17 protein-coding genes and 1 riboswitch are annotated in these 20109 nt (G+C 43.6%); of the genes, 12 read left to right on the top strand and 5 right to left on the bottom strand.

Annotated features, from left to right (window positions below; translation table 11 throughout):
- Positions 1–135 precede the first annotated feature (135 nt).
- From metG to rsmA, 8 genes are all read left to right on the top strand, one after another.
- On the top strand, positions 136–2160 hold the full coding sequence (metG, locus tag ACZ42W_RS22460; RefSeq protein ID WP_464167460.1) for a methionine--tRNA ligase: 2025 nt from the start codon (positions 136–138) through the stop codon (positions 2158–2160).
- Positions 2157–2921 (top strand): TatD family hydrolase, encoded by a 765-nt coding sequence (locus tag ACZ42W_RS22455; protein WP_464167459.1) that lies wholly within the window; start codon positions 2157–2159, stop codon positions 2919–2921. Before metG ends, ACZ42W_RS22455 begins: the two co-directional genes overlap by 4 nt.
- 154 nt (positions 2922–3075) lie before the next feature.
- Complete coding sequence (locus ACZ42W_RS22450; RefSeq protein WP_464167458.1) at positions 3076–3918, top strand: G5 and 3D domain-containing protein; 843 nt, start codon at positions 3076–3078, stop codon at positions 3916–3918.
- Positions 3919–3996: 78 nt separating this feature from the next.
- Positions 3997–5166, top strand: coding sequence for a ubiquitin-like domain-containing protein (locus ACZ42W_RS22445; protein WP_464167457.1), 1170 nt, complete (start codon positions 3997–3999; stop codon positions 5164–5166).
- A 207-nt stretch (positions 5167–5373) separates the two neighbouring features.
- Entirely contained in the window at positions 5374–6090 is a 717-nt protein-coding gene (locus ACZ42W_RS22440; RefSeq protein ID WP_464167456.1) for an N-acetylmuramoyl-L-alanine amidase family protein, read from the top strand.
- A gap of 247 nt (positions 6091–6337) precedes the next feature.
- The gene (locus tag ACZ42W_RS22435; RefSeq protein WP_464167455.1) at positions 6338–7495 is read left to right on the top strand and encodes a glycosyl hydrolase family 18 protein; all 1158 of its coding nucleotides are present in this window, start codon (positions 6338–6340) and stop codon (positions 7493–7495) included.
- A gap of 120 nt (positions 7496–7615) precedes the next feature.
- On the top strand, positions 7616–8203 hold the full coding sequence (gene rnmV, locus ACZ42W_RS22430) for a ribonuclease M5 (RefSeq protein WP_464167454.1): 588 nt from the start codon (positions 7616–7618) through the stop codon (positions 8201–8203).
- Positions 8187–9020, top strand: a complete 834-nt coding sequence (gene rsmA, locus ACZ42W_RS22425) for a 16S rRNA (adenine(1518)-N(6)/adenine(1519)-N(6))-dimethyltransferase RsmA (RefSeq protein WP_464167453.1) — start codon at positions 8187–8189, stop codon at positions 9018–9020. Before rnmV ends, rsmA begins: the two co-directional genes overlap by 17 nt.
- A gap of 174 nt (positions 9021–9194) precedes the next feature.
- On the opposite strand, the gene ACZ42W_RS22420 is transcribed toward rsmA, so the two are convergent.
- A complete protein-coding gene (locus ACZ42W_RS22420; protein WP_464166797.1) occupies positions 9195–10427 on the bottom strand; it encodes an IS110 family RNA-guided transposase in 1233 nt (410 codons plus the stop codon).
- 752 nt (positions 10428–11179) lie between these two features.
- The gene (locus tag ACZ42W_RS22415; RefSeq protein ID WP_464167452.1) at positions 11180–12766 is read right to left on the bottom strand and encodes a methylenetetrahydrofolate reductase C-terminal domain-containing protein; all 1587 of its coding nucleotides are present in this window, start codon (positions 12764–12766) and stop codon (positions 11180–11182) included.
- 454 nt (positions 12767–13220) lie between these two features.
- On the opposite strand from ACZ42W_RS22415, the gene ACZ42W_RS22410 reads away from it, so the two are divergent.
- Positions 13221–14990 (top strand): methyl-accepting chemotaxis protein, encoded by a 1770-nt coding sequence (locus tag ACZ42W_RS22410; RefSeq protein WP_464167451.1) that lies wholly within the window; start codon positions 13221–13223, stop codon positions 14988–14990.
- An 81-nt stretch (positions 14991–15071) separates the two neighbouring features.
- A riboswitch (yybP-ykoY riboswitch) is annotated at positions 15072–15250 on the top strand.
- A 98-nt stretch (positions 15251–15348) separates the two neighbouring features.
- Positions 15349–15990: a TMEM165/GDT1 family protein gene (locus tag ACZ42W_RS22405; RefSeq protein WP_464167450.1), complete on the top strand. Its 642-nt coding sequence runs from the start codon at positions 15349–15351 to the stop codon at positions 15988–15990.
- Positions 15991–16034: 44 nt separating this feature from the next.
- Here the strand turns inward: ACZ42W_RS22405 and ACZ42W_RS22400 are convergent, their stop codons facing one another.
- Positions 16035–16751, bottom strand: a complete 717-nt coding sequence (locus tag ACZ42W_RS22400; RefSeq protein ID WP_464167449.1) for a heparan-alpha-glucosaminide N-acetyltransferase — start codon at positions 16749–16751, stop codon at positions 16035–16037.
- A gap of 170 nt (positions 16752–16921) precedes the next feature.
- On the bottom strand, positions 16922–17767 hold the full coding sequence (locus ACZ42W_RS22395) for a glycosyltransferase (RefSeq protein WP_464167448.1): 846 nt from the start codon (positions 17765–17767) through the stop codon (positions 16922–16924).
- A 97-nt stretch (positions 17768–17864) separates the two neighbouring features.
- On the opposite strand from ACZ42W_RS22395, the gene yabG reads away from it, so the two are divergent.
- Positions 17865–18698: a sporulation peptidase YabG gene (gene yabG / locus ACZ42W_RS22390; protein ID WP_464167447.1), complete on the top strand. Its 834-nt coding sequence runs from the start codon at positions 17865–17867 to the stop codon at positions 18696–18698.
- A gap of 105 nt (positions 18699–18803) precedes the next feature.
- Here yabG and ACZ42W_RS22385 read toward each other — a convergent pair whose 3' ends face one another.
- A complete protein-coding gene (locus ACZ42W_RS22385) occupies positions 18804–19142 on the bottom strand; it encodes a L,D-transpeptidase (protein ID WP_464167446.1) in 339 nt (112 codons plus the stop codon).
- A 120-nt stretch (positions 19143–19262) separates the two neighbouring features.
- Between ACZ42W_RS22385 and ACZ42W_RS22380 the strand changes: the two genes are divergently transcribed.
- Complete coding sequence (locus tag ACZ42W_RS22380; RefSeq protein WP_464167445.1) at positions 19263–20075, top strand: cyanophycinase; 813 nt, start codon at positions 19263–19265, stop codon at positions 20073–20075.
- Positions 20076–20109 lie beyond the last annotated feature (34 nt).

Here is a 20109-nt window from a genome sequence, read left to right as displayed (position 1 = left end):
TTTTTTCCTTGAAAATGGTATTTTTTTGCGGATTTTACTGGAAAAATTCATAGTTAAGGAATAAAATAATTATGTTTTGGGCACACTGCTCAAAAATGTGCCATTAAATGCATCTAGAAGAGAGGACGATATGCTTTGAAGTACTATATAACGACACCTATCTTTTATCCGAATGCGAGCCCCCATATAGGTACCGCATATACGACGGTTGCCGCAGATGCCTTTGCACGTTACCACCGTATGAGGGGCGATGACGTCTACTTTCTTACGGGTACCGATGAAAACGCCCAGAAGATCGTTCAGACTGCAGAAGGAAAAGGTTTGGACCCTAAAGCGTATGTAGACGGAGTAGTGGAACGATTCAAGGCTTTATGGGACGAGCTTGATATTTCAAATGATGATTTTATCAGGACAACTGAAGAGCGGCACCATAAGGTAGTCAAGGGAATCTTTACGAAGCTTTATGAGCAAGGGGATATTTATAAATCAGAATATGAAGGTTGGTATTGTACGCCCTGTGAGACGTTTTGGACGGAGAATAAACTTATCGATGGGAAGTGTCCGAATCCGGATTGTGGACGTGAAGTGGAGCTTTTAAAAGAGGAAAGTTATTTTTTCAAGCTTTCCAAATATCAGGATGTTCTTTTAAACTATATCAAAGAAAACCCGGAGTTTATTCAGCCCGTTTCCCGTCGTAATGAAATGGTGAAGTTCATTGAGGGTGGGCTAGAAGATCTCTGTGTTTCTCGGACAACGTTCCAATGGGGAATTCAAGTTCCCTTCGATCCAAAGCATGTAGTATATGTTTGGCTGGATGCTTTGATTAACTATATTTCCGCCTTAGGCTATCCGGATGGGGAGTTATATCATAAGTACTGGCCAGCAGAGGTTCACTTGATGGGCAAAGACATCGTTCGCTTCCATGCGGTTATTTGGCCGATTATTCTTATTGCTTCGGGGATTCCCTTACCTAAAGTGGTGTATGGTCATGGCTGGTTCCTCAGCAAAGAAGGGGGAAAAATCTCCAAATCACGAGGAAATGTCCAGGACTCTTTTGAACTGATTAAGCGCTATGGCTCAGATGCGATTCGCTATTTTCTCCTGCGTGAGATGCAGGTAGGAACAGATGGGACGTACTCTGAAGATAACCTTGTGGATCGTCTCAATAGTGATTTAGCGAATGACTTGGGGAATTTCGTCTCTCGGAGCTTAGCAATGATCGTTAAATACCGCGGAGGGATTGTCCCGCAGGCCAGTGAAGATACTGCTTTAGAAGCAGAGCTAAAAACACTGTGTCAGGAAGTCAAGGCTCAAGTCGAAGAACGCCTTGAGGCACATGATCCCGCGGGGGCTTTAGAAAACCTTTGGAGGTTTGTCTCCCGACTGAATAAATATGTCGATGAAACTGCACCTTGGGCACTAGCAAAGCAAGAGGGGGAACAGGCTCGTCTGGATACGGTACTCCATACGTTTGCTGAGGCCATCCGAATCCTCGCGATTTTATCTGCGCCCTTCATGCCGAAGCTGCCAGGTAAGATTGTTCGGCTTCTAGGTGTGGAAGAGGGATTTATACGCTGGGAAGATGCAAGCCGATGGGATATTTTAGAACCAGGCATCCAAGTGGAAAAAGGAGAACCTTTATTCCCCAGAGTGGATCTATCTCAATACGATTTAGAACAGGAGAGTAAGAAGACTGTGAATGAAATAAATACAACCGAAAAAGTGAATGAAACCATAGCACAAGCCCCCAATCAAGTCGAGGGCAAAGCTCCAGATGAACTGATAAATACGGAAGCCCCTGCTCAAGAGGCTAAAGCAGAATTCGAACCCATTAAGGATGAAATTACAATGGATGACTTTGCAAAGATTGATCTCCGCGTGGCCAAGGTTCTGGCTGCTGAGAAAGTTCAAAAAGCTGATAAACTCTTAAAGCTTGAGATCGAGGTTGCAGGGAAACCACGTACCATCGTTTCCGGTATAGCGCAACATTATGCTCCTGAAGAGTTAATCGGGAAATACGTCGTCATTGTAGCAAATCTGAAACCGGTAAAGCTCCGTGGAATTATGTCAGAAGGCATGATTCTAGCAGCTTCTCACGGGACGGTACTCGAAGTACTTTCGCTGGATAAGGAAATCGCGGCAGGAGCACGGGTAAAATGATCTGGGATACACACGCACATCTTGACGACGACCGGTATAAGGGGGATTTTGAGCAGGTCCTAGAAAATATGAAACAAGCTCAGATTTCTCGGGTCCTTAATGTAGGGTATGATCTTCCTTCATCACAACGCTCCTTGCATCTTGCTCATCAATTTGAACATATCTACGCAGCGGTGGGAGTCCACCCGCATGATGCAGAGTCTGCTGGACTTGAGACTTGGGAGCGGTTAATCGAGATGGCTAAAGATAAGAAAGTCATTGGCTGGGGAGAAATCGGACTGGATTATTATCGGGATTTATCCCCTCGTCCGGTACAAAAGGAAGTTTTTCTCCAGCAGATTGAGTTGGCTGATCAAACAGGGCTTCCGATTATTATCCATAATCGGGATGCTCATGAGGATATCTTAAAAATAGTGAAGGAACATAAGCCGAAACATGGCGGGGTATTTCATTGTTATTCTGGTTCTTGGGAGATGGCCAAGATTCTCCTTAATCTTGGATTTTACCTTTCCTTCGCTGGCCCGCTAACTTATAAGAATGCCCGTCACACGGTAGAAGTTGCTAAGAATGTACCCTTTGATCGGTTCATGATCGAGACGGATTCGCCTTACTTGACGCCTGAACCTTATCGAGGGAAGAGAAATGAGCCCACCTATGTTCGCGAGGTTGCCGCTCGTATCGCAGAGATTCGCAATTTAGATTTCCAAGAAGTAGCTGAGCAGGCGTTTAGAAATGCGAATACTTTGTTTGGTTTGCATTAGAGAAAAGTTTAGATTATTTTTTTCATAAGAAAATCTTCGACACGTAATCGTCGAGGGTTTTCTTTTTATGTGGCAACTTATCATTTTTTCCCGGTTGCTAGAGAGTTCTATTTTGCTTGTCCCACTCATATTTTTAGAGATAAGGGGGGAGAGTATGTATTCATTACCTATCGCCACGTACACGGACTATTGGCGTTCAGCTAAGAACCGGAGTCTGACTGTAGGGGGTACCTTACTTTTGGCAGGAAGTACTTTAACTTATGTCCCAGCCGATAAACTTTTTGAACGCACAGAGTTAAGGCTACCTATATTTGAAAGCACAAGTCCAGATACGATAATAAGTCCGGATATCCCTAATGGTTTAGAGGGTTCCTTATCTACAGAGAGTCCCTTAACTTCAGAAAGCACTAATACAGACCCCGTGCTTCCAGGGCTAAGTGGAAATGTTGCAGTGACCTACCGGATAGAAGATGTGGAGATTCCAGTGACCACAGAGTATATCGAGACCGATCAATTAGCCCCTGGAATGAGCAAAGTAGGGGAGCAAGGTCAAAAAGGAGTGGAACGGCGGGTCATTCGCACCACCTATGTGGGTGGAGAAATCGATGATGAACGAACTATTCATCAATTTTTCCGCGATGCTCCTAAGAAAAGAGTGGTCATGCAGAATACAAAACCAGTCAAGATTGAAACAGCGGCAATGGATATAAGCAAATTAAACGTGAAGAGTACATTTACCGTGGAAGCAACAGCATACACGCATACAGGTAACCCAACAGCTACTGGGGTATATCCGCGAGAAGGGCTTATCGCAGTTGATCCCCGAGTGATTCCTTTGGGTACCCAGGTCTATGTGGAAGGATACGGGTATGCTGTTGCTGCAGATACTGGAGGTGCAATTAAAGGAAATATTATCGACGTTTTTTTCCCTAGTTTGCAGAGATGTTTAGATTGGGGGAGGAGGCCGGTTCAAATTTATATCCTAGATGTAAAATAATTCCATATATTTTTGACAACTGACCACAAATTAGGTAGAATGGAGTTGTAGGTCAGAGTCAAATTATGGAGGGATGAGATGATAGAGAAGACACGAACTGAGGTCTTTTCCCTAGTTCGTAGCTCCCGTAAAGCCCAAATCTCCGTTGCTTTACTGACTGTAGTTTTAGTTGTAGCATCAGTACTTTTATTCAAAGCCAAAACGATACAAGTTGATGTCGATGGAAAAAAGACACGCCTCACAACCATCGATTCAACAGTGGGTGGAGCTCTTAAACACTCCCGGTTAGGAATATTCCCAGAAGATATCGTGGAACCGGATCGTACGACACTTGTGAGCAAGGATCTCGAGATTAAGATCACAAGAAGTATGCCGGTTAAGCTAACGGTTGACGGACAGACGTATAATACCCGCACTCCTGCCCCGACAGTAGGAGAAGCAATTCAAGATTTGTCAAACCGTTTAGGGTTAGACCTCAAAGAAACGGATGAGGTAAACCTCGATCGGAAGGAAGCAATTGTTGCAGATGCGGAACTTAATGTACAGCGGGCTGTGCCCATAAAGGTTAAGGTTGATGGAAAAGAATTAGATACTTATTTAGCACCACGTACAGTGGAGGAAGCCCTTAAAAAGCTAGAAGTCGTCCTGAATGAGAAGGATAAAGTATCATTACCACTCGATCAAATGATTAAGGCAGATGATCAGATTCAGGTTGTTCGAGTCACTGAGAAGATTGAAAATGTAAAGAGTGAGATCCCCTATCAGATTGTTGCACAGCCAGCAGATTTTCCAGTAGGTTTACCTGATCGTGTCGTGAAAAAAGGGGCGAATGGTGAACACGAGCAAGTCGTAAAAGTTACGTTTGAAGATGGTAAAGAAGCCGAGCGGCTGGTCTTACAGCAACAGGTTCTTAGGGCTCCAGTTAATCAGGTGGTTTCTCGTGGGGCACTGACCACAATATCGCGCGGTGGCCAAACGATTCAATTCAAACGAGCTTATTTGATGAGGGCAAGCGCATATTCAGGTGGAGGCATGACAGCTACGGGTCATGATGTTCATTGGGGAGTTATCGCTGTAGATCCAAAAGTTATTTCTTTAGGAACTCAGCTCTATGTAGACGGATATGGTGAGGCAGTCGCATTAGATACTGGTGGTGCGATAAAAGGTAACCGGATTGATTTATATATGAATTCTGAAGAAGCGGCCCAGTCGTGGGGGGTTCGCTCAGTTATTGTTTATGTAAAATAAAGTCTAGCCCATGAAAGATCAATTTTTTAGATAAGGTGACCTACACACTTTTCTTATTAGAAGATTTGAGCATGAAAGTGTTCAAATGGAGATGGGATTAGAATAAATCTGTTATTACTAAAATGAGGTTCTTCGAAATTTCGAAGAACCTCATTTTTTACTTTAAAGCATCATAATCATTAATAGCGAATGCAAGGAGGGAGCGGATTGCGAAGACCAGTAGTGATTCCCGGAAAGAATATAAAAGGAATGGCGGTTTTAATCGTTTTAACCGTGATGACAGGCCTGATCTTATCAGTATTCTATCAGGCTTCGGCGGCGGTCGTTAGTCAACTGAATACGAAATATAGTGTGGTCATTGATGCCGGCCATGGGGGGTATGATCCAGGAGCTATCACAAAACAAGGAGTCTACGAAAAGGAAATCAATCTAGAAATGGCTAAACGGGTTCAAGAGCTGTTAAAACCTTGTGGCATCAATGTAATCTTAACGCGAGATGAGGATGAAGATTATGTCCCTGAAGGGGCTCAGGGGAAACACACCAAAAAACAGGCGGATTTGAATTATCGTATTTTTATGGCTACGCAGGCTAAGGTAGATGCGTTTATTAGTCTGCATCTTAATGCGACAGTGACAGGATTAAACTCTGGAGCAGAAACGTTTTATCATTTCAAATCAAATGAAGGGAAGATTTTGGCTGAAACCATACAACAAGAATTAGTTAAGGTCCCCGGAATGAATCGACGCATTGCTAAACCTGGAGATTTCTATATTATTAACAATTCCCCTATGCCTACGGTGATTGTTGAGTTAGGGTACCTTAGTAACCCTAAAGAACAAAAAAAACTTCAAGAGTCCTGGTATCAGGATCAGTTAGCTCATGCTGTTGCGAAGGGAATTGCTAACTATTTTGGACTTCCTTAAACTTCTTTTCATTCTCAAGGAAAGGGTGATATTTTTTTTAGGAATAGATCAAACTATTAAGAACCTTAAAATTAAAGGGTAATAACAATTAGATCAGAAAGATGTTAGAAAAAACTTCGTACATTTTTGGCCGAATTATACTAAATAAGTCATACCAAATAGTGGATTTATCAATATACATAAGGATAATTGAAGAGGGGACAATAAAGTCAGGTGACCGAATCAAGATGAAGGAGTTGATTTCAGAATGAAGCGGTTTCTGACTTTTAGTTTAATCGCTGTTTTGGTACTTAGTCTAAACTTAGTTGGTTGTAATCCTGCTCAACCACCAACTACACCGACACCACCAAGTCCAATGACCTCTGAGAATGGGGAGCCACCAAAAGCGGAAGCAGAGACACGTCAAGATGTCCTGGGTGCTGAGAAACGTGTCGTAATGGGCTTTTATACTGACCCAGAAGGCCCTACGCCAGGATCCAAAGATTCGATGATGAAAAATATCAAAGCTCTCGATGAAGTATCTTTTTTCTGGTACACCTTTGATGACACTGGGAAAATAGTTACATCAGGAAAAAAAGATTTAAGCATTAAGGATGCTGCTCAGAAAAATGGAGCTAAGGCCTATGCGCTGATTCATAACATGCGAGGTGGGCTCTTCGATGCAAATCTAGCGCATAAAGTCTTAGCAAATCCTCAAATTCGATCCACTTTTGTTAATAACCTAGTTAATTTGACTCTGAATGAGAAATGGGATGGAATCGCAGTTGATATCGAAAAAACGCCTCCTGGAGATCGAAATAACTTTAGTGCTTTCCTCGATGAACTTCACAAAGCTTTAAAGGCCAAGGATAAGGTTTTAAATGTTTCTATTCCGGCTAAGTTTATCGATTATCCCTCAGATCTTTGGTCAGGTGCCTATGACTATGCGGCAATTGGAAAAAGTTCAGACCAAGTTGTTTTAATGACCTATGATGAACATGGATTAGGGACTACCCAAGGTCCAATCGCCTCTCATGCTTGGGTTAATAAAGTCATCGCCTATGCGGTAAGTAAAATTCCAAAAGAAAAGATTGTAATGGGTCTCCCCGTTTATTCCTTCGACTGGGGTTCCAACAAACCAACCATGCCAGATTATCTTTCCTTCGCGCAAAGCATGGATCGCGCAAAGAAGCATGGAGTTGAAGTTGGATTCGATGAGGAACATAAGGTTCCTAACTTTACCTACACTGCAAATGGTGTCCGGCACGAGGTATACTTTGAAAATAGCAAGAGCTTACAGCCTAAGATGGAGTATGCTAAGGAACATAAACTTCACGGCGTAGCCATATGGAGATTAGGAATGGAAGATCCTGCGATTTGGGATAGCTTAATTAAAACGTATGGGACCAATAAGAATAAGCAATAACGCAGATGCATGTATGAGCAGGGGTAAATCCCCTGCTCTTTGACTTCGTATGATGATTTGTGAAATTGGTTAGGGTAAGATAAGATAGGGGTTGAAAGAAGAAGAGAGGACTTTTAGATAATGATTGAGGAATTAATTATTGTTGAGGGGAAAAATGACGCACATGCAGTGCGTAGAGCCTTAGGTGAGGTTGATGTCCTATGGACTGAAGGATATGGCTTAACTCAGGAAAAACTTAACACTATCTCGGAGATGGCAAAACGTCGTGGAGTCATTGTATTTACAGACCCTGATTCCGTAGGAGAACAAATACGGGAAAGGATTCAGCGTCACGTTCCAGAAGTTAAGCATGTGTATATCTCAAAGAAAGATGCCCGTTCTAAAAAGGATGATGATATCGGCGTAGAAAATGCATGTCCAGAGGATATCCGTCGTGCCTTTGAACATATCCTAGCAGACCCTAATCCATCAGGACAGTATTGGGTAGAGCAGAACAAAGTGACTGAGGTTTTCAATTCAAATGATTTATTCGAGGCAGGATTAACCGGATATCCGAATTCCACAGAAAGGCGTTTGGCGGTGGGTCGTATCCTTGGTATAGGGGATACGAATGCCAAAAAGTTCTTACAACGCTTAAATCGCTTTGGGATTTCACGGACGGAATTTGAGCAAGCGGTCAGGGAGGTCATTCATGGAGAACGCATTTGACTATACGCGTCGTCTCTTAAAGGGAGGCGCAAAGGCACATAAAGCATTAGGGCAAAACTTTTTAACGGATGACAGAGTCATTCAGGAGATTGTGGCCGCGAGTATCAAGGATCCCGCGGTTCCTGTAGTTGAAATCGGCCCAGGCCTGGGAGTCCTGACTCGGGTTCTAGCAACAGAAGCCCAGAAGGTCTGGGCAATAGAACTTGATCGTGCTAAATTAGCGCTACTTCATCGGGAGCTTCAGGGATTACCCGTTGAAATTCTTAACATGGATGCACTCAAGCTCGACCTTCGTGAAATCTGGGGAGAGAATAAAGGGGTACTTGTAGGAAATCTTCCCTATTACATAACGAGTCCGCTTCTTATGCATTTTCTAGAGCAGAAAGAATCTCTTCAGAGCATGATTGTCATGGTTCAAAAGGAAGTGGCAGATCGTCTAGTGGCGAAACCCGGAGGAAAGGATTACGGAATTTTATCGATTGCTACCCAGCTTTCTGCGCAACCTGAAAAGATAATGGAGGTTCCCCCAAAGGCCTTTTGGCCTGCGCCTAAAGTGACCTCTGCAGTGGTCCGATTCCATCTACGACCCTATCCGGGGTTTAGGGTACAAGAAAAGGACTTCTTTCGTGTCGTGAAGGCTTCTTTTAGCCAACGTCGAAAGACGTTAGGAAATTCTTTGTCCGGAGGCTTAAGTATGGATAAGAAGATCGTTAGCCAGATCTTAGGCCAAGCGGGGATCGATGAGCAAAGGAGAGCGGAGACGTTAAGCATCGAAGAATTTCAAGCCGTGACAGAAGCATACCTAAACGCTAGATAATCAGCAGGGGTTGAAAAGTCCTTCGGTAATATGTCAAGACCATAAAATATATGGTCAAACTTTTCTAGTAGCCAGTTGTCCTAAAAAAGGCAATAAAAAATCTACCCATTTCCAAAGCGATATGGAAACAAGTTACAAAAATGGGATTTAGACTTTTGGACTATTGAATCGCTCTCACCCCCAATTACCTTTCGGCTGGTAGATTTGGTTAGTGCGTAGCAGAGCATCAACCATACGTACGAGTTTACGTGCAGTGAGCACTAAAGCACGGCGATGATGATGGGTTTTACTTTCATTGAATTTACGAGAGTAGAAAGCTTTGTACTCTGGCTCGTTCAACCGAACCATATTAGCTGCTTGGACAAAATAAGACCGGAGGTAGCGGTTACCAGAGTTGCTTAAAGGGGTGTCATCGGCTGTAAAATCACCCGATTGATGAGTTTTCCAAGTTAGACCTGCATATTTAGCTAAAGCAGCTTCATTAGGGAAGCGCCGAATATCAGCAATTTCAGCAATAATACCAGCAGTAAAGACTGGACCAACACCTGGAATAGAAGTGAGGGTGTTAGGAAAATGTTCAAGCTCAGCTTCAATTGCCTTATCAATTTTCTTGAGTTGGAGTTGTAACGTTCTAATGGTTTCGAAGCTTGTCGCTAGAATCAGATTTAGGGGTTGAAGTAAATTACCCCGAAGACGATGTGCTTTGCGTGCTGCTTCCTTAAGTGCAGTAGCAGTCCCTTCTGGATCCTTAAACTTGCTTTTCCCTTTGTCCACGAGGAACTCAATTAATTCATCAAGCGGTCGAGCCGCAATTTCCTCAGGAGAGAAAAATTCAAGAATAAGGGATTCAGAAGTAGCCCCAAAAGTGTTGCTAAAGACCTCGCCTTGAGCTAAAGTACTAAATTTTAAAAACAAGTTCGTTAAGAAGTAATTTTTCTCCCGGGTAATAGTTTCTACTAAGTGACAGCGAAAGCGGGTTAATCTCTGAAGGGGTAAGAAACGAAAATCAACTTGGCAATTCTCCGGAAGACGTCCAAATCTTAAACGATCTGCAATAATCCAAGCATCAACCCAATCGTTCTTAGGCAAATCCAAATAGGATTCTTTAAACTTGCTCACGATTTTAGGATTAAAAGAATAGATTTGTGGGTTAAAGGGAGCGATGCTTGGTTCTTCGGCCAAAAACATCTGGATATGCCAGCTGTAGACAGAAGTAGCCTCCATACCAATAACAAGGCGATCTTCGGAATTAGTCTTACAAGCATTAACTAAGTATGAAGCCAGAGATTCGACACCTAAACGATCATTAGAAGCATGAAAACGCTTGGAAACTTCATCGCCCCGATCATTCATCACTTTTACTTTAAAATCTTTAGAACTGACATCAATGCCAACAAATAAACTCATAGAAATCACCTCCCTTTCTAGTGGAAGTATGTAAAAATTACTGCTGGGCACCAGGCACCACAACCGTTCAACAACCTCGCCGAATCAGCACTTTCTTGTAGGAACCTTTGATCCAGACGACCTGCTACTATCGAAAGGAGGACCATCAAGTTGCGCAACCTTCGCGTTAAAAGCTCAAGATGTGGGCTGGGGGTCAGACTTTTCAAGAGGTCAAGCCTCAAGGAGTAAAATACCTTCCCAGAATGTAACCTTACGGTTTCATTGTGCCTGTAAAGCCAGCAAAATTAAATACTTTTCTGAGATTAAGAATCTTAAAGTAAGGCATGCGTGTGTGCCTTAATGTGGAAAAGCAATTTGGGGTAGTGTTAAAAGAGCTTTCCCACAACGGCACGCCCCACACACCTTCGACGACTGCATGGGGTATGCGTTATACTGCGCGCACCTTATTGCTTAAGGGAATTTCCAGTTGAAACGGGTTCAATTTAAAAGCTCCCCGTTCCAATCTAAAGGACTCGAGGAGCTAGGAACAAATATTATTATACGAGGAGCAATAATAGTGTTGTCATTGGTTGAATGAAAAGAGAGAGAGATTAGAAGCTATAATAAACTTCTAATCTCTCTCTTTCTTCTGTTAGAATGAGTTGATATTTATTTTTGTTGCTTTATGTTTCTTCCAGGTCACTATCTGGTCTCTTTATCTGTAGGATTCATTATTTGAAGGATGCTTCGTTGAACTCATTTATGATTTAGGCTTATTTTGCTATATCCTTTTTCGGTGCATCAGTGTTCTTAACTGCAGCCTCTTCTTCCGGAGGGGTAATTCCTAGAATCGCTGCAGAGTGGTCCCGCCCAAGGTAGAAGTTAGACCAAGAGGAGGTCTGATAGAGATCCCAGTTGGCGGGGGGGATGTGGTAGGAATCGAGTTGCCCTTCTTCCCCATACTTCTTCAGACGGGAGTAAGCTCGAACATAGACACATTGCTTTTGGTTGGGGTAGACTTCACACCAACCTTGATAACTTCCGCCACAGGCACCATTACGTTGGTTCTTAGGACATTGGGACATCGGACAGAGATATGCCAGGTCGAGAAGTGCGCAGTCGCCGCAGTCTTTACAGTCATTTGAGATGACTTTTATGACATGCTCAAGTCCATGCTTACGTGGATCCTTACGCGATTTGTAGATACTCCGCATGACAGGGAAGAAGGCTTTACCCGGGGTAAAAATAAGACTATGCATAAGCCGTAAGGCAGTGAAACTCAAGCCGACAGGGGCATCGAGAGGGAAGTTTTTTCGGTTAACTGGAGTAGTGGTATTTAGCCCCGTCTTATTATCCTTCTCGTAATAATAGAAGCCATTAGGCATAGGATAATCGAATTCGGGAACCAGAGACAACCAGTCCTTACTGAGTTCCTCACCTTTTTCAATGACATACTCGACTTGTTCATATTTAATGTTATGACCACCGATATGCACCCCAGCAAAGCCCATACCTTTCATCAGAGCGTACATCTTGGCGGCTCGAAGCAGGCGAGCGCCTACTCCCTTATCCTCAGCTGACTTTTCTTTATCCAACTCGGCGAGGAGTTTATCGGTGACAACGCAGCCTGGGAGCTGATTCTGATTCATAATCCTGGCAGCGCCAAAGGGTAGAATATAGATATTCCCGACGAGGGGGACATTTAAGTCGTTAAGTTTCATGAACTGAAGGACTTCATGAATCTTTCGAGCGTCGTAGCCAAGTTGAGTAACAATAAACTGAGCCCCACTGGCTACTTTCTTTTTTAATTTATAATATTGAACCATCTGTTCAGCTTCAGTGGCTTTAAAGGGGGAAACGGCTGCCCCAGCGAAAAAGTCACTCTTTTGATTGTAGGTCATTCCTTTTGGTCCAGGAATTCCAAGCCCCTTATTCATCTGAGCAATGAGCTCAACCGCATGGGTGGGATCTAGGTCAAAGACAGGCTTGGGGCGTCCTTTGAAACCAGAAACAGTATAGTCTCCAGTCATGACGAGCAGGTTACGGACATTAGCCCGATCTAAAGCATAAAGTTGACTTTCCATTTGGTTACGATTTTTGTCCTTACAGGTAAAGTGGACAAGAGGTTCAATCCCCAATTTTAGAATCTCTTGGCCTAGGTAATCCGCTAGTATGGCCGGATTACCACCGGGATTGTCCGTAATGGTAAGTGCGTGAACTTTACCTCCCTTAGCAGCTTGTTCTGCAGCAACTAAGGCATTTTCCTGGGCCTTCTCGTGAGCACCTCTCCCCGGAACCAACTCCCAAGTGACGGAAAGCGTGTCCTTATCCAGCAAGGACTGTTTAAAACGATTCTCCATACCCTAATCCTCTTTTCTATCTATTTTTCGTTTTCCAGAGAATACATAGGATGAATTATAGTTGTCACTTGCAATTGTATTATAATTCGGACTATTCTTTCAATACATGTAATAAAGATTTTTATATTACTTTTACGATATTTATGTTGCAAATTGTCAAATAGTAGTAAATAATAGAGTTATATTGTTTTAAAGTTCTTATAAGTTAAACAATTCTTAATGTAAGAGTATACAAGTATTTACATTCCTTGTTAAAGTTTACACGATTTATTTAGCCATTTCAATGGACTATCTTGCTTAAAGTTATCCTTTTAATACATTATTTTGCTTAAAGTAAACCCCAAAATATCTAAGTGAAGTTGTTTATAAGAGGATGGAAATTAAGCTATTAATCATTATTGTAGATGAACAAGCACATGCTGGGATTCATCCGAATGAGTGAAGGAGTTGTGACATGAAAAGTATCAAGAATCGTTTAATCCTATTTTTCCTTTTAACAGCAACCTTAATGGCAGTCATCGTCGGAGGATATAACATTTATAACCAAAGTGTTCTCGTCCAAACTAATCTCAATGAGTACAGAGAGACCTTGTATGCGGAATATGACCGATCCATTAAGTCTGAAGTGGAGACAGCGGTTAGTCTGGTTCAATCGATATACAATGAGCAGCAAAAAGGATTGATTACAGAGATAGAGGCGAAAAAAGAGGCTGCTGAACTCGTTCGGAATCTTCGCTTTAATAAGGGGAATTACTTTTGGGTGGACACGACTGAAGGCGTGAATGTCGTTCTTCTTGGACGCGTCGATAAAGAAGGCAAAAGCCGCATCGAGGATAAAGACCCCAATGGGGTTGCCTTTGTTAAAGAATTTTTAAAAAATGGATTGCAAGAGGGTGGGGGCTTCACAGATTATCAATTTGCGAAGCCAGACACGACAGAGCCTTTGCCGAAAAGAGGGTATACCCTTGCCTTTAAACCCTACAATTGGGTTGTTGGGACAGGAAACTGGGTTGATGATATAGAGAAGAATGTTCTTCTTAAGGAACAAGATTATAAGCGGCAGTTGCAAGCGAACATAACAAAGGGCATCTTTGTCATCTTGATTGGTTTAGCTGCAGTGATTATATTCGCGCTCATCATAAGTCGAAGGATCGCTCAACCGATCCTTGCAGTTTCTCGAGGTGCAAAAGAAGTTGCACTAGGAAATCTCGCGATCGAAAAGATAAAAGTGACCTCAAAGGATGAGATTGGCCAACTGGCTCAGGCCTTCAATTTAATGACAGAGAATTTAGCGCAGTTGGTAAAGCAGGTTGCGACTGCTTCTGAACAAGTGGCATCTTCCTCTCAAGAATTGACTGCAGGAGCAGAACAATCCGCGCAAGCTTCAAACGAAGTGGCTGCCGCAATCACAGATGTCGCTCAGGGTACGGAAAAACAAATGAGCGCGGTGAGTGACGTTTCTGCTGTAGTCGAGCAAATGTCTGCAGGGATGGAGCAAGTCTTGACGAACACCGGTTATGTAGTGAGTTCGGCTGAAAGTACCGCCCAGGCTACAGCGACTGGACAGGAATCGATCAAGAAAACGATCGAGCAGATGAATCATATTCAAGAAGTCGTAAAACTTAGCGCAGGCTTGGTCGAACAACTAGGCGACCGTTCTAAGGAGATCGGTCAAATTGTTGAAGCTATATCCGGAATTGCCGCGCAAACTAATTTATTGGCGCTCAATGCTGCGATCGAGGCCGCTCGAGCAGGAGAACAAGGGAGAGGCTTTGCTGTGGTTGCAGAAGAGGTTAGAAAGCTTGCTGAGCAATCACAAGAGGCAGCGAAGCAAATCTCGGGTCTCATCACGGAGATACAAAGTGATACTGGTAAGGCTGTAGATTCCATGAAGGATGGTACGCGTGAGGTTGAAATGGGGGCAGAAGTCGTTCATCAGGCTGGAGTAGCCTTCGAAAAGATTGCCCAGCATATTCAAGAAGTGACTGACCAAGTCCGTGGAATTTCTCGGGAAATTGAACAGATATCTCAAGGAAATGAACGAATTGTTCGCTCCGTTCATGAGGTAGATGAGATTAGCCAGGTTATTGCCGAACAGACTCAAAGTGTATCTGCCTCGACAGAAGAGCAATCCGCTTCAGTCGAAGAAATCGCTTCATCGAGCCAAGTCTTGGCAAGTATGGCGGAGGAATTGGAAAAGGTACTAAGCAAATTTAGGGTATAGAAAATAGGCCTTTAGGAGTACAGTAATCCATCAAAAGTACTGATAGCTCTTGACAAAGTGGGAGACTTTTGACTAAACTATATAAAGGTTGAAGGGGAGTAGCTGGCATACGAAATGCAGGTGAAGTCAACATACTGGAAATTTTTTTCCTGGCTTCACATTGGATGAACCAATAGCGAGACCTTTAACGCAGTTAACCTTTTTTTAAGGATTTAGCTGTGTTAAAGGTCTCTATTTTTTGTGTCTATGGCTAACATCCTTCGGCAGGGGAAAACTGTGAACGGAGAGATCTCTTGCTGAGGGGACTCGCAATGAATGGAATAACTTTGAAGGATAAATGAGGGAGTGGTATTCTAGAATGTGGATTTATTTAGGAGCAACGCTTATGGTAGTACTTGCAGAGATGGGAGACAAAACTCAGCTTCTCGCAATGGCCTTTGCTACACGATTTCCGGCGAAAGCTGTACTTTGGGGTGTACTCATTGCAACGGTGTTAAATCATGCTTTGGCAGTTGCAGTCGGAACTGTTCTCGGAGGAACACTAAATCTCCAGATGGTTCAGCTTGTAGCAGCAGCATCTTTCATCTTGTTTGGTCTTTGGACGATTCGAGGAGATACCTTAAATAACGAGCATAAACGAAAAATGGTAGTCGGCCCCATCGTCACAGTGGCAATTGCGTTTTTCATCGCTGAAATGGGGGATAAGACTCAGTTAGCGACGGTAGCTTTAGCAGCTAAGTATGATAATCCTCTGGCTACCTTACTTGGGACTACGACAGGGATGATGCTCGCAGATGCTCTGGGTATTTATGTGGGTGTCGTTGCCGGGCGTAGAATTCCAGAGAGAACAGTAAAGTGGATTTCTGCCTGGATCTTTATCGTCTTTGGACTGATCAGTTTATATACCGCTGCCCCCAAAGAATATATTACTCTGACGAATGGTGCGCTTGTTCTGGGTCTAACCGGACTGGCTGTATGGTTGATTGGAAGAAGACGCTAATTATACGTTTACTCCTCTGGCGACGCAATCTGGCACAGGGGAGTTTAGCTAAGTAACTTATTTAGGCTTAGGATAATGAGAAGAAGTAGAGGTTGATGGACAAGATAAATTCCCAGGGAGTGACGGCTTATGGTCTGGAAAATGGGGCTGCTGAGCAAGGATCCTTTATGAGAAGGTGAAGGGATGCTATGCGTCATATCGATGTTAGGCTTTGCAAGGCGATGGCGATAGAATAGGATTCCCAAGAGGGTGACTCCACAATAGGGGAATAAAGGGTAATAGTCCATTGTTTTAAATCCGGGATAGGTTAATCCAAGAGGAAGAAAGCCAACTGTATGGACAACTTGACTCGAAAATAAAAATCCTAATCCGATAGCTAGGACAGCAGAAAAGAGTAGGACAAAGTCTGGAAGACGCTTTAGTAGGGGATAGATGAGCATCATCGTGCCTAAAAAGTGAAGGATCCCGAAACGCACATATTCCTCAGGTAGAGCGATTCCAGTGACCAACGTGATGACAAGGCCCCAGAGTAAAACCTTGATGCCGTTCTTTACAGGTCGTTTGCTTAAACCGCTGCTTACGCCGGACAAAAAAATAAAGAGAAGAGCGGAAATTTTCCCGACCCAAAACCAAAAGAATGTATCGACATCAATGGGGAGGCTGGTCCATTCATCTAAGTCGTAAATGAAATGGTATAAGATCATTAACGCAAGGGCTAAGGTACGGAGGACGTCTATTTCAGAAATTCGTTTTTGGCTCAAGGATTAACACCATCTCTCAAAATGTCTTTGAAGGAATAATTATTTGATGATTAATTAAAAGATTGAAAGCCTGTCAGGGTATTTAAACTGACAGGCTTTTTTCTAACATTATATCAGGAATATAAGGTTATACAAAGTGTGAAGAGATGGTTTGTATAAAAATAGACAAGTCAGGAGTGAGGAGCGTCGCGGGGGATGATTAGATGCTGTTCGCAGTACAAGTAGGAAGTTTCTAACCCCTCTGCCCATAATTGAAGGATATCAAAGCGTCGCTCAGGATGGTAGCCTAACATCGCATGCTTCCCCAAAGACCGTGTCACAGATTCATTGTTCGCTAGAGTGATCCCCATCACGCAGTCCCCAATGATGGTCTCTGCGATCATACGAGCATGTCGGCGATGTTTGCGCGGCGATTTCAGGTCTTGGTGACGAATTGAGGTCGCAACTCGAACACTAAGTCCATAGCGCTTGGCATAGACCAAAGTGAGCGGGGGAATGGCGATGGACTCAGGAGAAAGAAGAGAAAGTGCCTTGACGGATAGCGCATGGGGGCCGTGTGTTGGGGTTGCATTGCCAAGGGCCTGAAAATAACCGAGTTCTTTATTAAGATTTCCTCTGAATCGAAGTACAAGTTTGGCGAGAGTCGCTCGGTCGGTAATGTAGGGATAGCAATTCGTTAAGGCAACATCGATACCCTCATCAAGGGCAGAAAGGAGTTTGGTTAATCCATTAAAGACATCTCCCGACATATCTCCATCGACAAAGAGTACACCCTGGGTATTTAGGCTACGAGCATATAGAGCACCGACTGCACGAGGAATATCAATCCCAAGGGGTTCTGCAAAGTAAATGGTATGAAGGCGTTGATCAGGTATGGAGCGAGTGAGCTCTAGGGTTCTATCAGTACACCCATTGAGAACTAAGATAATTCGGTTCAAGGGAAGTCTGAGAACTGTTGTCAAAACGGCGAGAATGCTCTTTTCTTCGTTGTGAGCAGGAATTACAACGTCATACATGCTATCCCTCCTTAGGGAAGCGCTTTCTTTATATTTATATGCCGTTTTTGATTATTCGCCATAGGATATAGGGAAGAGGTAGAAAGGGGGGCCGCTCATGTTTAAAGTAGGTGATATCGTTGCCAGACGTTCGCACAAACAGGATCTGTTTTTTCGAATCGAGCAGATTCTCTCTGTAAGTGGGGAACGGGTTGCTATTCTCAAGGGGATAAACCTCCGTCTTGTCGCAGATGCACCACTACAGGATCTCATCGGCAAGAACCCAGCCGAAGTCGCACACTATCAAAGGGAAGATTTTCAGGGTATCTATAACAAGTTGAAAATTGTCGTTAATCAGCGGAAAGCTGTCCAGGATGTTCAGGATGAGTTCTATGAAATCCCGGGGCGGGTTCTCCACTTGGATGGGGATGAAGAATATCTCGATCAGTGCATTAAGACATATCATCAGCTAGGGCTTGAGGCTAAGGGGATTTGTAAGTCTGAAGTCGATCAGCCCAAGGCCATCCGCCAAATTCTTCAAGAGAACCCTACCGATATCGTTGTTCTTACAGGGCATGATGGGTTTTTACACGGAAAAAAGGATTTTAAGAGTCTCGATAGCTATCGGAGTTCGCGATATTTCGTTCAATCGGTGCTTGAGGCTCGACGCTTTCAACCCAATAGAGATTCTCTTGTCATTTTTGCTGGGGCATGCCAATCGAATTATGAAGCGATTTTAGCAGCAGGAGCGAACTTCGCCTCCTCTCCGAAGCGTACTTTAATTCATGCCTTCGATCCCGTCTTTATCGTCGAGCGGATTGCCTTTACCCCGATTGATCGGATGGTGTCGCTGAAAGATATCATTCGGCATACTGTGACTGGAACGGACGGTTTAGGAGGAATCGAAACGCGTGGACAGCTCCGAAAGGGGTATCCGAGAAGCCCGTATTAAGACATGAAAAAGCGCCTGTGCAGAGAATGTGCAGGTGCTTTTTCATTTAAATGACCCGTGAGCTACACCACCCTATCTCCATCTTTCTAAATAGACGAAGGTTGCTTATGGCCTTATTATCACCGGCGTCCCTTCATTAATCTGATTATAGACGACTTCTACATCACGATTATGCATCCGAATACATCCTAATGATGCTTGAGTCCCAATGCTTGAAGGATTATTCGTTCCATGAATCCCGTAGTGTGGGAGAGATAGTCCAATCCAGCGAGATCCAAAGACCCCGCCTGGGTTCATATATTTGGTCGCAACTGAGTAATTACCCGTTGGGGTTGGAGTTGCGCTTTTTCCCACTGCGATGGGGTAGCGGCCCAAGATACGATCCCCGTCATAGAGCTCCAATTGACGTGCTGAACGATGAATGACGATCTTTCGCTGTGCCATAGGGAACCTCCTACCTTTCTTTTTCTTTATTATCCTATGAGTTTTATGAATAAACGTTAATCTTGCATAATCTTGGTCCCTTTGAGCGGAAAATAAATGTGATTTGGAGGGAGGAATTTCATGAGTGATTATGTGGAGGGAAAACTTTTAATTATTGGCGGAGCAGAAGATAAAGAAAAAGAGTGTAAGATACTGAAGCGTTTTGTTCGTGAAGCCGGTGGGAAGGAAAGCCGACTCACCGTTTTAACCGCAGCAACAGAATATCCGGGACAAGTAGGATCACAATACAAGGAGCTTTTTCAACATTTAGGGGCAGCAGAGGTACAAGTACTTGATGTAGCAGAGCGTACCTCGGCAAATAACGAAACGATCTCATATGAACTAGAGAAGGCCACTGGAGTTTTCTTCACGGGCGGGGATCAACTTCGAATCACAGGGATTCTCGGAGGGACAAGACTAGGACGGACTCTACACCGACTTTATGAGAGAGGGGTAATCATAGCGGGAACGAGTGCAGGAGCATCGGCTATGTCAGATACCATGATTGTCGGGGGGGAAGCGGGGACAGCCAAGAAGGATACCTTGACAATGGCTCCTGGACTTGGACTATTACATTCTGTAGTCGTGGACCAGCACTTTGCTCAGAGGGGACGAATTGGACGTCTGTTATCGGCGATCTCTCAGAACCCATATGTGCTTGGGGTTGGAATCGATGAAGATACATCGATACTCGTTTACTCAGACGGACGCTTTACCGTAGTTGGAAGTCAGACAGTCACTGTGGTGGATGCCTCTCCCTCGTTAGAAAGTAATGTATCTGAGATATCCCCTGGGCAGGCCTTGGTCCTCACCCCGGTACTTATGCATGTTTTGTCCGATGGTTATGGCTTTGATCTAAAACGACGAACTTCGCATTATAAAGCCGAGAAATAGGAGTTAAGAAGAATATTGCGCTTTAAAAAGGTAA

Source organism: Desulfitobacterium elongatum, from assembly GCF_055378975.1.
Note: the sequence above shows the minus strand (reverse complement) of the source record. Positions and strands in the feature narration are given on the sequence as shown.

What these genes read in the sequence shown, in the direction of transcription:
- ACZ42W_RS22455 (WP_464167459.1), top strand. Translation starts at nt 2,157, where the DNA reads ATGATCTGGGATACACACGCACATCTTGACGACGACCGGTATAAGGGG.
- ACZ42W_RS22450 (WP_464167458.1), top strand. Translation starts at nt 3,076, where the DNA reads ATGTATTCATTACCTATCGCCACGTACACGGACTATTGGCGTTCAGCT.
- ACZ42W_RS22445 (WP_464167457.1), top strand. Translation starts at nt 3,997, where the DNA reads ATGATAGAGAAGACACGAACTGAGGTCTTTTCCCTAGTTCGTAGCTCC.
- ACZ42W_RS22435 (WP_464167455.1), top strand. Translation starts at nt 6,338, where the DNA reads ATGAAGCGGTTTCTGACTTTTAGTTTAATCGCTGTTTTGGTACTTAGT.
- rnmV (WP_464167454.1), top strand. Translation starts at nt 7,616, where the DNA reads ATGATTGAGGAATTAATTATTGTTGAGGGGAAAAATGACGCACATGCA.
- rsmA (WP_464167453.1), top strand. Translation starts at nt 8,187, where the DNA reads ATGGAGAACGCATTTGACTATACGCGTCGTCTCTTAAAGGGAGGCGCA.
- ACZ42W_RS22420 (WP_464166797.1), bottom strand. Translation starts at nt 10,427, where the DNA reads ATGAGTTTATTTGTTGGCATTGATGTCAGTTCTAAAGATTTTAAAGTA.
- ACZ42W_RS22415 (WP_464167452.1), bottom strand. Translation starts at nt 12,766, where the DNA reads ATGGAGAATCGTTTTAAACAGTCCTTGCTGGATAAGGACACGCTTTCC.
- ACZ42W_RS22410 (WP_464167451.1), top strand. Translation starts at nt 13,221, where the DNA reads ATGAAAAGTATCAAGAATCGTTTAATCCTATTTTTCCTTTTAACAGCA.
- ACZ42W_RS22405 (WP_464167450.1), top strand. Translation starts at nt 15,349, where the DNA reads ATGTGGATTTATTTAGGAGCAACGCTTATGGTAGTACTTGCAGAGATG.
- ACZ42W_RS22395 (WP_464167448.1), bottom strand. Translation starts at nt 17,767, where the DNA reads ATGTATGACGTTGTAATTCCTGCTCACAACGAAGAAAAGAGCATTCTC.
- yabG (WP_464167447.1), top strand. Translation starts at nt 17,865, where the DNA reads ATGTTTAAAGTAGGTGATATCGTTGCCAGACGTTCGCACAAACAGGAT.
- ACZ42W_RS22385 (WP_464167446.1), bottom strand. Translation starts at nt 19,142, where the DNA reads ATGGCACAGCGAAAGATCGTCATTCATCGTTCAGCACGTCAATTGGAG.
- ACZ42W_RS22380 (WP_464167445.1), top strand. Translation starts at nt 19,263, where the DNA reads ATGAGTGATTATGTGGAGGGAAAACTTTTAATTATTGGCGGAGCAGAA.